Source organism: Globicatella sp. PHS-GS-PNBC-21-1553 (genome assembly GCF_033564055.1).
In the GTDB taxonomy this organism is placed as follows: domain Bacteria; phylum Bacillota; class Bacilli; order Lactobacillales; family Aerococcaceae; genus Globicatella; species Globicatella sulfidifaciens.
Genome location: NZ_CP085470.1, coordinates 678,338 through 691,866, shown reverse-complemented (window position 1 = coordinate 691,866; position 13,529 = coordinate 678,338). Strand labels below are relative to the sequence as shown.

Here is a 13,529-nt window from a genome sequence, read left to right as displayed (position 1 = left end):
GTTGTTCAAAATGGATATTTTTATACGCTTTCATTTATTATAGTATAAAGATGATGAGTTGTATAGTAATAAAATGTTAGGAGGAATAACTTGTTAATTTATGTCAATGCTAGAGCAAAATATGATGGGGATGGTTCGAAAGAAAAACCATTCAAGCATATTAACGATGCTGCTAAAATTGCGGTTGCTGGAGATGAGGTTTTAGTGGCTCCAGGATTATATCGTGAATATGTTAGTCCCGTTAATGGCGGCGAAGAGGGTAATCCCATCATCTATCGCTCAACCGAACCCTTAGGTGCTATTATTTCAGGTGCTGAACGTATTACAAACTGGGAACCCTATCAAGATAATGTTTGGAAAGTATCCCTTCATAATGATACGTTTGGTGACTATAATCCCTATACGACATTAGTTTGGGGAGATTGGTATTTCGGACCTGCAATTAATCATACCGGAGCTGTTTATATGAATGATTTCACTTTCTATGAAGTTCAAAGTCTAGAAGGTTGTCTTAAAGGTGAAGTGGACGAACGTTCTTGGGAACCTGAAAAATCAATTTACAAATGGTATACAAAACAAAATGGGGAATATACTGAAATTTACGCAAATTTTCATGGCAAGAACCCTAATGAGGAAAATGTTGAAATAAATGTTAGACGAAGAGTCTTCATGCCTAAAGAAACAGGTCGAAATTATATTCAAGTATCTGGATTTAAATTAAAAATGGCGGCTACCACTTGGGCTCCACCGGCATCCTTCCAAGATGGCTTAATTGGCCCGCATTGGTCTAAAGGATGGGTCATTGAAGACTGTGAAGTGAGTCATAGTAAATGTGTAGGCATTTCCTTAGGTAAATATCGTGATCCGGAGAATGACCAGTATTTCACGCATCGTCACCTTAAAACACCAACTCAAATGGAAAGAGATGCTGTTTGCCGTGGTCAATATCATGGATGGACCAAAGAAAATATTGGACACCATCTTGTTCGACGTAATCATATTCATCATTGTGAGCAAGCCGGTATTGTAGGACGTATGGGAGCAGTCTTCTCAACAATTGAAGATAATCACATTCACCATATAAATATCATGCAGGAATTAATTGGGGCTGAAGTCGCAGGTATTAAACTTCATGCGGCCATTGATGTTCTAATGAGACGCAATCATATTCATCATTGTTTTACGGGGATTTGGTGTGATTGGCAAGCTCAAGGAACGCGTTTAACTCAAAATTTCTTACATGATAATCATCCACCAAAAGGTGATATTGAAAAAGGACAATTAAATCAAGATATTTTTGTTGAAGTAAGTCATGGACCAACGATTATTGACAATAATGTTTGCTTATCAAAACATTCAATGCGTATTGCCTCCCAAGGATGTGCGATTATTCATAACTTGTGTTCTGGACCATTTATATCTATTGGAGGGGGCACCGATACACCTTTAGAGGATGGACGTATTGATATGCGTTATACCCCTTACCATATTCGGCATCGTACAGAAGTGGCAGGGTTTATGACTTTCTTGCATGGGGATCATCGTATTTACAATAATATCTTTATTCAAAAATGGGGACAAGATAAAAATGAGGCTGTTACAGGCACCTCGCTATTTAATGAATATCCTTTATATGAAGACTGGATAAAAGATTTTGAATTAGAAAATGAGTTTCCTAGCATGATGAAAATGCATAATGCTCATTTTGGCAAGTTACCAGTTTGGATTAATGGTAATGTTTATTTAAATGGCGCGGAAGCCTTCGATAAAGAAGAAAAACAATTAACTTTAGAAGAATCCATTAAATTGGAACTAATCGAGCATGATGGACATTATACTTTAGAAACAAACATTGCGGAGTATCTGAATGCATTTAAGGTTAATTTAATTCAAACTGAAATGCTAGGAGTTGCTTTTGAACCAGAACAACGTTTTGAAAGTGCCGATGAAACAGATATTATTTTCAATCAAGATTTCTATGGCAATCATCGTGACCTAACACCGTATCCAGGACCATTTGCTACTTTAGAAGATTCATATGAATTTATCAAAAAATAAAAGAGGAGGCGTAACATGAAAGTTACAGTTATTAATAAAAAGGGACCAAAAATTTCGAAATATATCTATGGTCATTTTGCTGAACATTTAGGACGTTGTATTTATGGAGGTATTTATGTAGGCGAAGATTCTGAAATTCCAAATGTGAACGGAATGCGACAAGATGTCGTTGAAGCACTAAAAAATATTAAAATACCAGTATTGCGTTGGCCAGGAGGATGTTTTGCGGATGAGTATCATTGGAAAGATGGTATTGGTCCAAAGGAAAATCGTAAAAAAATGGTGAATACCCATTGGGGCGGTGTAACAGAGAATAACCATTTTGGAACACATGAGTTTTTTGAATTGATTAAGCAATTAGAATGTGATGCTTATGTTAATGGCAATGTGGGCAGTGGCACAGTTCAAGAAATGCAAGAGTGGGTGGAATATATCACCATGGCTGGAGAATCGCCAATGGCTAACCAAAGACGTGAAAATGGACAAGATGAACCTTGGAAAATGAAATTCTTTGGTGTCGGTAATGAAAGTTGGGGATGTGGTGGTAATATGCGCGCTGAGTATTATGCCGATGAGTATCGCCGTTACCAAACTTATGTTCGTCAGTATGGAGATCAACCGATTTATAAAATTGCTTGTGGCCCAGCTGTAGATGATTATTATTGGACAGAAGTATTAATGAAAAACGCGGGGCGTTTTATGGACGGTCTTAGTTTGCACCATTATGCAATGACGGGTGCGTGGGAAGATAAAGGTCCAGCAACTGGTTTTGAGGAAAAAGAATGGTGGTCATTAATTAAACATGCTCAATATATGGATGAATTAATTACACGTCATTCCGCAATTATGGACCAATATGATCCAGAAAAACGAGTAGGATTAATTGTGGATGAATGGGGAACTTGGTTAGCGGTTGAACCAGGTACAAACCCGGGATTCTTATATCAACAAAATTCAATTCGTGATGCTATGGTGGCAGCCATTACATTCAATATTTTTCATAAACATGCTGAACGAGTACATATGGCAAATATCGCTCAAACAGTCAATGTGTTGCAATCAATGGTATTGACAGAAGGTGCCGAAATGGTTAAAACACCTACTTATCATGTTTTTGATTTATATAAAGAACATCATGAGGCTGAGTTTGTTGAAAGTTTTGGCGACGAGAATGAAACGATCACCTATACCATTTCAAAAAAAGACCAAGTGATGACTATTTCTATCTGTAATTTTTCATTGACTGAAAATGAAACCATTAGCTTTGATAATATCAATGCGAAGTCAATCCTTTCTGCAAAAGGAATAAAAGGCGAAAAAATGGATGATTATAATGATTTTTCTCACCCAGAGACAGTTACAATTCAAGATGTGGAAGAAGTACAAATCTTTGATCAAACATTAGAAGTTAAAGTAGCGCCAATGTCAGTTGTGACAGTCCAAGTAGCGATTTAGCCTATGGAAAAACGACCGTGTTTTGGATGTGAAACCAAAGAAGAACTAATGAAGATAGATGTATCACAACTGATTGAAGATCAGTTAGCACTTGAATTGGATCGTGTCTCAGATGACGTTTGGCTACAAAGACAACAGCTCTGTCTAAATTGTCCATTTCGTAATCAAGACACGTGTAGTAAATGTGGTTGCTTTTATCAGTTTCGTACAGCATTAAATCACAAACGTTGTCCGGTAGGTAAATGGTAGAAAGTAAAGGGAAAAAGTATGAGATATCGTCGTTTAGGAAAATTTGGCCTAAAAGTTAGTGAAATTGCGATTGGTAGTTGGATGACTGATGTTAGTGACCAAAAAACTCAAGATATTGCTGAAGCGACCATTGATTTAGCAATTTCGAAGGGGGTAAATTTTATTGATTGTGCCGATGCTTATAGTGGCGGTGCAGCTGAACGTTTTTTAGGTCGTATTTTACAAAAGTATCCACGTAAAGAGTTGGTATTGTCCAGTAAGGTGTTTTTCCCAACAGGAAAAGATGCTAATGGAAGAGGATTATCAAGAAAACATATCTTTGAATCCATTGAGCAGTCATTAGCAAATATGCAAACTACTTATTTAGATATGTATTTTTGCCATCGGTTTGATCATGAAACACCTTTAGAAGAAACACTACAAGCATTGAGTGATTTAGTTGATCAGGGCAAAGTGCTGTATTATGGAGTGAGTGAATGGACGCCAGTTCAATTATTAGAAGCACTCATCATAATAAAGGAAAAGGGATTACATCCAATTTCTGTGATTCAACCACAATATAATATTTTTGATCGTTATATTGAACATGAGATGATGGATGTGTGCGAACGCCATGGGGTTGGGATTGTGCCATTTTCTCCCTTATCACAAGGGCTCTTAACAGGTAAATACCGTCAAGGTCAAGCAATACCTGAAGGTTCACGTGCAACCTATCAAGACCAAATACAAGCGATGTTGACTGAAGAAAATTTAGAAAAAGTCGAAGTTCTAATAAATATTTCTGGACGATTAGACACTGATTTAGCAAGCTTTTCTCTTGCGTGGGCTTTAAGAAAATCAGCTATCTCATGTTTGATTACCGGTGCAACTAAACCAGAGCAGTTAGAGAATAATTTAAAAGCGTTAGCAGTTGAAATAACACCTGAGATAGAGCAAGAAATAGATGCCTTATTTGAATTTAAAAAATTCAATCGAAAAATAGGATAAATTAGCGTCGGTAAGTGGACCAATGGAGTGACCATGCCTATACTCCTAGTCCACTTACCTTCGTGCATTAAATGAGGTGATAATTTGATAACATTAGCCAGTATTTTTACAGATAATATGGTTCTGCAAAGAGAAAAACCAATTGCTATCTTTGGAACGAGTGACCAAGATGAGACGGTATCTGTCCATTTAAATGAAGAATTGATCCATCAAGAGCAAGTTTTGAAAGGAAGCTTTTCTATCCTAATTCCTGAGCAGCCTGCACAAGTGAATGTTACATTGAAAGTAAATGACATTGAGTTAAAGAATGTGGATATAGGCGAGATTTGGTTAGCAGGTGGGCAAAGCAATATGGAATTTTGGATGCGTTATGAACAACATCTGGAGGAAGAAATAACGAATACGGACCCACATTTAAGAATGTATACAGTCGGACAATATTCGTTTGAAGGAGAACGCGAATTAGGATTTAAGCAATGGAATCAATGGGATCGTTGGGTGACTGCTGAACCTTCAACCATTCCTGAGATGTGTGCCATTGGATATTATTTCGCTAAAAAAATGCGTGAAAAAGGTATTCCTGTGGGGATAGTTTCAAGTAATTGGGGAGGGACGAGTGCTGTTAGTTGGACTCCGAAAGCAGCCCTAAGTAAGAATCCGCAATTAAAATTTTACATGGATAATTTTAATGAAATTGTGTCTAACTTAGATTTAGAGCGTTACTATGGTATTAAAGAGGCTGTCCGACCACTTTTATCAAGTCAAGAAAGCTATGAGGGTTTTAGTCATGTGATTAAAAACACCTATTTACCAAGTGTTCTAGAAAAAATTCAGGCAGATGAAGCGGCGCAACCTAAGTCGGCTAATTGGATTGAAATCAATGGTGAAAAGATTAATATATCAGAATTGACCTATGAAGAAATGACCGAAGTGGGTCCTCAAGATGTAAAAGAGCCAGGGTGTTTATTTGAACAAATGATAGCCCCTATAGCGGGATTTAGCATTAAAGGTGTTTTATGGTATCAGGGTGAGAGTGATTGTGATTTAGCCGAACATTATCATAATTTATTCAAACAGATGGTGCAGTCGTGGCGTGAGGCATGGTTAGAACGTAATAAAAAGCAAACATACCTTCCGTTCTATGTTGTACAAATTGCGCCGTTTGGTGAATGGTTAGGCAATGAGGGTTCCAAGTTTGTTAAAATACGTGAGCAACAAGAACTCATTGCTGATTCCGTTCCGGATAATTACTTAATCAGTTCATCAGATGTCGGCAATATTTTTGATATTCATCCAAAAAATAAAAAGGTATTAGCAGAAAGATTGTATCAATTAGTTGACCACATTGATTTTGGAAATCCTGCAGCTGCTTATGCTCCACGAGCTAAAAAGTTGAATGTTGAAGACGGAAAAGCAATTGTTATAATCGAAAATTGTCAACAATTAGTCAAAGAAGATCGTGATTTTGAAAGTTATAATGGATTTGAATTAGCAAAAATACCGGATACTTTTATCCCTCCAATAACGGATGGTATCAATGGACTAGAAATAATAGTTGATGGCATAACTGATAAAGAAGTAAAAGTAAACCTAAGTGGCAATCAAATGATTATCGAATCACCAGCAATAGCACCTTTGCGTGATATTAAAATCAATTTTGCAAAAACGGCTTTTTATGAAGTGAATATATATAACGAATTACATCACCCCCTGATGCCGTTTGCATTATCGAATTAAATTTTTGAGAGGAGAATTTCATGAAGATAGAACTGGATATGAAGTCAGAAGGTATCCAATTTAATAATCATAGTGATTTATGTATTGGAACCGGGCGGATGGGACTAGCACTACAAGAAAATTATCAAAAGCAATTAAGATATGTTCAAGAAACAATTGGATTTAAGTATATTCGTGGCCATGGTCTTTTTTCAGATGATATGGCGATTTATCATGAATATCAAGATAAAGACGGCAAAACTCACGTTGAATATAATTTTACCTACTTAGACTTAGTCATGGACTTTTATCAAGAGATAGGTTTAAAACCTTATCTTGAATTAGGATTTATGCCCGAAGAATTAGCTTCTGGTACCCAAACAGTCTTCTATTGGAAAGGCCAAGTGACGCCACCAAGAGATTATCAAAAATGGACCGATTTAGTTGTTGTAACTTTACAACATTTAATGGAGCGATATGGAGAAGATGAAGTTTTAAGCTGGCCAATTGAAGTTTGGAATGAACCTAATTTACCTGGCTTTTGGGAAAATGCCGATATGGAAGAGTATTTCAAATTATTTGAAGTGACTTTTAAAGCAATAAAAGCTTTTAATCCAAAATTTAAAGTTGGGGGGCCTGCTGTATGTGGTGGAGTAGAAGAGACTTGGCAACCTAAATTTTTAGAGTTCTGTCGTGATCGCGAGATTGCATTGGATTATTTTACTCGTCATTTTTATACCATTGATCAACCGACTGTGGATGGGCATTATAGTTATACCAGATTAAGAAACCCCGATGAATCATTGGAGGAATTAACCGTTACTCGTCAAACAATTGAAAGCTTTGATGAATTTAAAGGGTTACCTATCCATATTACAGAGTTTAATACCTCATATCGACCAGACACACCATTACATGATACTAATTTAAATGCTGCTTATGTTGGGTATTTGTTGTCGCGATTAGGGGATACCTCGCAGTTGTATTCATATTGGACTTTTGGAGATGTCTTTGAAGAGATGGGGGTGCCCTTTACCCCGTTTCATGGAGGATTCGGTCTTGTTGCAAATGGAAATATTCCGAAACCAACTTATTGGACTTTTTATTTCTTTAAACAACTTTATCCTAATTGTATATACCGTGATAACAATGTGGTTATTACTACTGATAAAGACAAAAATGTACGAATTGTTTATTGGAATTTTGCAGAAGAAAGTTTAAAAATACATTTTAAAATTAATGGGATGAAAGGAATGCAATCCATGATTCACCAGGTAGTCAATCCCAAAACAACTAATCCAAGAAAAGTTTGGCATGATTTAGGTGAGCCAGCTTCATTGAATAAAGAACATCTTACTTTGATAAAACAAGGGGCACAGCCAAAATTAATATCTGATTTACTAAAAGACGGTGATTTTGAAGTGAAAATTAAACCACATGAAATTGGCTTAATAACTTTAAAATCAGTAAAGATTAAGAGTGATCGTGGTTTTTATATTGATAGAATATAATGAAACTAAAGTTGGAAGTAATGATAATTTAACTTATATTATAAACCAACTCAAAAAATACGGCTAGGTAACAACAAGTAATTTGTTCTTTACCTAGTCTTAATTTATTTTCCTTTTATTTGATTAGTTCTTAAGAAAGCTTCTGTATAAAAGTCTGTTTTAGCGTTGGTATGTTCTAAGTTAAAGGTACTATTGCGATATTCACGTGGCGTAATATCCATCATTTTTGAAAAGTTGCGATTGAATGTACGAACATTTTGGAAGCCAGCGAGATTTGAAATTTCAGTAATAGGATAACTAGAATTAGATAATAAATAACATGCACGATTAATCCGGTGTTGATTCATAATATGAGAAAAGTTCGATTCAAAAGTAGAAGAAATAATTTTAGATAAATAATCATTACTATACCCAATATCCTCACTTAAATCGGATAATGTCTTGTTTTTATCGTAATTTTCAGAAAACCATGATGCAATTTTTTCTGTAATGGAATCTTTCAATTGTGAGTCAATAAGATCCGTATGTTTTTCGTAAAGAGATAATATTTGATACAGTGCCCATTTATGAGAAAAAATAGAATCGTTATGAAATAATTTGTCCATTAGATCTGATACGTCATTTTCCGACAATTGAATAATAGGGTAAGCAAATTTTTTACCTTGTACTTGTTGGAAAAAATCAACAATATATTCAGGAGAAAAGATCCAAATATGTCCTTGATTTTTTACAAATGATTGGACACCATGCGATTGGAAGGGTAATATTAAAAGCATTTGATTTGGTTTTAAGGTATAAATGTGATCATCGATTGAAATTTGAAACTCGCCGTATTCACAAAACCAGAGTTCAAAACTTCGATGAATATGTTTTTCGAAATCTAAGTCAGTTGGGTGATATTCACGATGTTGCATCTCTTGACCGAAATGATAATTCTCTAAATCTGTCATGATAAACCCCTTTCTTGCTTATGTCTATAATATAATTCAGAAAGAGAAATATGTAAAGGGTTGCTTTTGCTTTACCAAGCTTGAAGTAAAATAGTAGGTGTTTTAGCATGACTGATTTTGTCTATTTGTAAGCGTTTTATGTCTTTTAAACGGAAACGGTTTATTATAAACTATAAACAGAAGCTTAAGAAAAGTCTAAGGCTCAAGTAAGTCTACCGAGGACCCGAAAGGAGGAAGTCTTTACTCGGATTGTTGTGCAATTATAGTTTGTTTACTAAACTAACCTACAAATCAAATTTTTTTAGGAGGAAATGTGATGAAAAAATTGAACAAATTAGCACTTTCAGCATTGACACTTTTAACTACAGCATCAGTTGGTAGTACCCTTCCAGTAAAAGCACAGGAAGAAAGACATTATACAGCATTTATTGCGAACCCAGGTGTTGAAATTTCAGAAAATACACGTATTAATGATGCGTTTGCTGAAGAATTCGGTTGGCGTGTGAAAGTAACTTGGTTAACTGGTCAAACAGCCAAAGAACGTATAGGGGTAATGGTAGCAGGTGGTGAGTATCCAGATATTGTAGAACCATCAGATGCTCGTAATGCTATGATCGATGCTGGAGCATTCATTCCTTTGGAAGATTATTTAGATGATTATCCAAATTTAAAAGGCATTTTAAGTGATGTTCAATGGGAAAAAATTAAAGCTGATAATGATGGCCATATTTATACGATTCCTCAATTCGCAGTTAGAGAAGGCAATGTGGATACAAAAACTGAATATGGTGGTGAAGCATTCTGGATTCAAAAACGTATTTTAAAATGGGCTGACTATCCTGAAATTAAAACACTTGATGAGTATTTTAAATTAATCGAAGATTATTTGGCAGAAAATCCAGAAACTGATGGGCAAAAAAATATTGGATTTGAAATCATTTCTGATGATTGGAGAGCATTTGCATTGGAAAATCCACCAATGTTCTTAGCAGGACATCCAAATGAGGGTGCTGCAATCGTTGATGCTGAAACAAAAACAGCGCATGTTTATGATCAAATTCCAGAAGCAAAACAATATTTCCAAAAATTATCAGAGGAATATTCTAAAGGAATTATAGACCCAGAAACATTTACAGCAAAATATGATCAGTATATTGCGAAATTGTCATCTGGTCGTGTTTTAGGAATGGTTGATCAAGGATGGAATTTCCAACAAGCCGAAGATTCCTTAATTTCACAAGGAAAAGATGAATTAACATATGCTCCATTAGGTTTAACATTGGATCCGAATGTACTACCTCAATATCGTGAAGGCGATGTTTTATCAACACAAGGTGGTATCGGTATTACCGTAAGTGCTAAAGACGTAGAAGGAATCTTACAAATGTGGGATGATATGGTATCTGAAAAAGGTATGATTTTACGTGGTTGGGGTGTTGAAGGTGAAGATTATTTAGTTGATGAAGATGGAATGTTCTACCGCACTGAGGAACAATGGGACAATTGGAGAAACCCTGACTATGTCCAACAAAATGGAGTACCATTTGGATACATGCCTCAATATACTGGTTTGTTACCTGATGGTAAAAACACTGTTTCACCAGGTGAGCAACCTTCTGAATATAGAAAAACATTGTCTGAAATAGATAAAGAAATGCTAGATGCCTATGGTGTTGAAAATTCCAACCAAATGATGCGCAAACAGGATCCTGTTCACCCATGGTTCCCACTTTATACAGCTCGAGGAAAATGGACAAGCTCTGATCCTGCGGGAATTGCTTTCCAAAATATGAATGATGTTAAGATGCAATGGCTACCCAAAATAATTATGGATGGACCAGATAAATTTGAAAAGAATTGGGAAGATTATATGAATGCATATAATGCCCAAGTAGATGTTGAAGCTTACGAAAGTGCATTAACAGAAGAAGTTCAAAGAAGGTATGATCTTGAACAAGAATTAGTTAAAAAAGCAGAGGAAAACGAAAATTAATCAAAGAATCATCTTTAAATGTTAGCCGAGTGTTATCTTTGAGATTCACGTCGGCTAAATTTTTATTAATAGAGATTGGAGGTTTATTGTATGGAGAATACAGCTATTAATCAAGTAAAAACACATCGTGTTGCAAAGAAAAAAACATTTTTTGAAAAAGTTTGGAATCAAAAAGATTTAGTCCTATTATCCTTACCATTTGTCATTTATATTTTAACATTTAACTATGCTCCATTAATAGGGTGGGTAATGGCTTTTCAACGTTATAAACCTGGAAAAGGATATTTTAATCAAGAGTGGGTTGGACTAGAAAACTTTATGTTCTTATTTAAAGATGCTACTTTCCTTCGGGTTGTAAGAAATACATTAGCCATGAGTATTATCAATTTAACATTAGGATTCATCTTTTCAATTGGTTTTGCAATCTTACTTAATGAAGTGAAAAACAAACATGCTAAAAAATTTATGCAAACGGTATCGTATTTACCTCACTTTTTGTCTTGGATAATCGTAACAGGAATTGTCATGGATGTATTAAGTCCGGATACAGGGATTGTTAATCAGTTATTATTAAAATTAAATATTATTAATCAACCGATAAATTTCTTCTCAGACCCTAAATATTTTTGGTGGATAGTGGGATTTGCTAATGTTTGGAAAAGTACAGGTTGGGGAAGTATAATTTATCTTTCAGCCATGTCAGCGATTAATGAAGAGCTTTATGAATCAGCCGAAATAGATGGAGCTAACCGAGTTAGAAAAATTTGGCATATTACATTACCGGGAATTAAACCGACCATCTTTATATTATTGCTAATTAATTTAGGGAATATTTTAAATGCTGGATTTGAAGTACAATACCTACTAGGTAATGGTTTAATACAAAGTGTGTCTCAAACCATTGATATCTTTGTCCTGAAGTTTGGGATTAGCTTAAATAATTATTCTTTAGCGACAGCTGCAGGTATTTTTAACTCTTTTGTTAGTATAATTTTAATAACATTGGGTAATAAGTTAGCTAGAGCTGCTGGTGAGGAAAGTTTATTCTAGGAGGTGGATTATATGAAAAAAATTTCTATTTCAGATTTAATATTTGATATTTTTAAGTGGGTCTTTTTAGTGTTTTTCATAGCAGCCACTTTATATCCAATATTAAATACTGTGGCAGTCGCTTTAAACGACGGTATGGATACATTGCGAGGCGGAATTTATTTATTACCAAGACAATTTACATTAGATAATTTTAGAGCTGTGTTCAGAAGACCAACATTGATGAATGCTGCATTTATTTCAGTAGCGAGAACGGTTATTGCAACACTGACACAAACATTCTTAACAGCTTTATTAGCATATATTTTGAGTCGAAAAGAATTTATCTTTAGAGTACCCATTACCTTATTGGTTATTTTAACTATGTATCTAAATGCTGGTATGATACCGGGATATATTTGGACTCAAAAATTAGGTTTATTAAATACCTTCTGGGTATATGTAATTCCTGGTATTATTAGTGCGTTTAACTTTTTAGTAATTCGTACTTATATTAACGGTTTACCAGATAGTTTCGTTGAAAGTGCCAAAATGGATGGGGCAGGACATCTCCGTATTTTCTGGAGTATTATTTTACCATTATGTAAACCAGTTCTTGCGACGGTTGCCTTATTTATTGCGGTTTGGCAATGGAACTCTTGGTTCGATGCGATGTTATTCAATGGTTTTAATGACAATTTGAGTACCTTACAGTATGAGTTAATGAAACTCTTATCATCAGTTATGAGTCAGGGTGCTAATGCGGATAGTATGCGTAATGCTGCTGAAGCTGGTAACTCAAGTATGGTTACACCGGCTTCTGTTCGTGCTGCGACTACCATTGTGACGGCATTTCCAATTGTTTGTTTATATCCATTCTTACAAAAATATTTTGTTTCAGGTTTAACTATTGGTGGGGTTAAAGGATAATACTAAAAAGGGGTGATGAAAATGGAACACAAGAGTAAAAGAGCTCAGGAGCGCCAAGAACGGATAGACGGAATAAATAAATTAGCCGACTATGCTTTGATGGGTATTCTGTTTTTATTTACTTCAATCCCGTTATTGACGGTGGGCGTTTCAATTTCTGCTTTGTATAAGACAATTTATGAATATAAAATTCAAGAAAAGCCAAAATTTATTCACATATATGTAATAGCGTTTCTTAATAGTTTTAAACAAAGTACCATCGTTTGGTTAGGCTATTTGTTATTGATTATAGCCTTTGTATTAAATCGACAGTCTTTAATTGACAGTTATGCTCTATTAAAAGATGCCTTACAGATTTTTCATATTTTAATGATTATTCTCGCAACACCGGTAGTTCTATTGATGTTATGTTATATTGCAAGATTCACCGATAATCTTAAAACAGTCTTTAAAAATTCAACGATCATTCTATTATTAAATATCGTTACAGCGATCAAACTTCTGATAGGATCAGCGTTAGTTGCTGTATGCATTTGGTTAGTCCCAATTTTAGGAATGATTTTACCACCCTTTATGATTTCGAAGGGGATAGAGATGGTTGAGGGTATTTTCGCTCAATTTAGATTAGCAAATAATAGTTAAAAAATATAT

The 13,529-nt window shown here is 35.0% G+C and carries 11 protein-coding genes; 10 read left to right on the top strand and 1 reads right to left on the bottom strand.

All coding sequences use genetic code 11. The annotated features are described in order from the left end of the window. Window positions 1-90: 90 nt before the first annotated feature. The 6 genes from LB888_RS03155 to LB888_RS03130 all read left to right on the top strand — a co-directional run bounded on the left by LB888_RS03155 (window position 91) and on the right by LB888_RS03130 (window position 7,976). Entirely contained in the window at window positions 91-2,058 is a 1,968-nt protein-coding gene (locus LB888_RS03155) for a right-handed parallel beta-helix repeat-containing protein (RefSeq protein WP_318753586.1), read from the top strand. Window positions 2,059-2,073: 15 nt separating this feature from the next. Continuing rightward, window positions 2,074-3,513 carry an alpha-N-arabinofuranosidase gene (locus LB888_RS03150; protein WP_276648298.1) on the top strand — a complete coding sequence of 480 codons (1,440 nt, stop codon included), beginning with the start codon at window positions 2,074-2,076 and terminating at the stop codon, window positions 3,511-3,513. Between the two features lie 3 nt (window positions 3,514-3,516). Further along, window positions 3,517-3,762, top strand: a complete 246-nt coding sequence (locus tag LB888_RS03145; RefSeq protein WP_318753584.1) for a DUF6171 family protein — start codon at window positions 3,517-3,519, stop codon at window positions 3,760-3,762. 18 nt (window positions 3,763-3,780) lie between these two features. Continuing rightward, on the top strand, window positions 3,781-4,749 hold the full coding sequence (locus LB888_RS03140) for an aldo/keto reductase family protein (RefSeq protein ID WP_318753583.1): 969 nt from the start codon (window positions 3,781-3,783) through the stop codon (window positions 4,747-4,749). An 84-nt stretch (window positions 4,750-4,833) separates the two neighbouring features. Next, window positions 4,834-6,486, top strand: a complete 1,653-nt coding sequence (locus LB888_RS03135; protein ID WP_318753582.1) for a sialate O-acetylesterase — start codon at window positions 4,834-4,836, stop codon at window positions 6,484-6,486. Between the two features lie 20 nt (window positions 6,487-6,506). Next, the gene (locus LB888_RS03130) at window positions 6,507-7,976 is read left to right on the top strand and encodes a GH39 family glycosyl hydrolase (RefSeq protein WP_318753581.1); all 1,470 of its coding nucleotides are present in this window, start codon (window positions 6,507-6,509) and stop codon (window positions 7,974-7,976) included. Window positions 7,977-8,080: 104 nt separating this feature from the next. On the opposite strand, the gene LB888_RS03125 is transcribed toward LB888_RS03130, so the two are convergent. After that, a complete protein-coding gene (locus tag LB888_RS03125; RefSeq protein ID WP_318753580.1) occupies window positions 8,081-8,926 on the bottom strand; it encodes an AraC family transcriptional regulator in 846 nt (281 codons plus the stop codon). Window positions 8,927-9,242: 316 nt separating this feature from the next. Here LB888_RS03125 and LB888_RS03120 point away from each other — a divergent pair, with 316 nt between their 5' ends. The 4 genes from LB888_RS03120 to LB888_RS03105 all read left to right on the top strand — a co-directional run bounded on the left by LB888_RS03120 (window position 9,243) and on the right by LB888_RS03105 (window position 13,520). Continuing rightward, complete coding sequence (locus LB888_RS03120; RefSeq protein ID WP_318753579.1) at window positions 9,243-10,919, top strand: extracellular solute-binding protein; 1,677 nt, start codon at window positions 9,243-9,245, stop codon at window positions 10,917-10,919. 90 nt (window positions 10,920-11,009) lie between these two features. Next, window positions 11,010-11,969: an ABC transporter permease gene (locus LB888_RS03115; RefSeq protein ID WP_318753578.1), complete on the top strand. Its 960-nt coding sequence runs from the start codon at window positions 11,010-11,012 to the stop codon at window positions 11,967-11,969. 12 nt (window positions 11,970-11,981) lie between these two features. Next, complete coding sequence (locus LB888_RS03110) at window positions 11,982-12,878, top strand: carbohydrate ABC transporter permease (RefSeq protein ID WP_078755858.1); 897 nt, start codon at window positions 11,982-11,984, stop codon at window positions 12,876-12,878. Window positions 12,879-12,899: 21 nt separating this feature from the next. After that, a complete protein-coding gene (locus LB888_RS03105; protein WP_318753577.1) occupies window positions 12,900-13,520 on the top strand; it encodes a DUF624 domain-containing protein in 621 nt (206 codons plus the stop codon). Window positions 13,521-13,529 lie beyond the last annotated feature (9 nt).

Coding starts and splice junctions, on each gene's coding strand:
- LB888_RS03125 (WP_318753580.1), bottom strand. CDS start 8,926: ATGACAGATTTAGAGAATTATCATTTCGGTCAAGAGATGCAACATCGT.
- LB888_RS03105 (WP_318753577.1), top strand. CDS start 12,900: ATGGAACACAAGAGTAAAAGAGCTCAGGAGCGCCAAGAACGGATAGAC.
- LB888_RS03150 (WP_276648298.1), top strand. CDS start 2,074: ATGAAAGTTACAGTTATTAATAAAAAGGGACCAAAAATTTCGAAATAT.
- LB888_RS03110 (WP_078755858.1), top strand. CDS start 11,982: ATGAAAAAAATTTCTATTTCAGATTTAATATTTGATATTTTTAAGTGG.
- LB888_RS03130 (WP_318753581.1), top strand. CDS start 6,507: ATGAAGATAGAACTGGATATGAAGTCAGAAGGTATCCAATTTAATAAT.
- LB888_RS03115 (WP_318753578.1), top strand. CDS start 11,010: ATGGAGAATACAGCTATTAATCAAGTAAAAACACATCGTGTTGCAAAG.
- LB888_RS03140 (WP_318753583.1), top strand. CDS start 3,781: ATGAGATATCGTCGTTTAGGAAAATTTGGCCTAAAAGTTAGTGAAATT.
- LB888_RS03120 (WP_318753579.1), top strand. CDS start 9,243: ATGAAAAAATTGAACAAATTAGCACTTTCAGCATTGACACTTTTAACT.
- LB888_RS03145 (WP_318753584.1), top strand. CDS start 3,517: ATGGAAAAACGACCGTGTTTTGGATGTGAAACCAAAGAAGAACTAATG.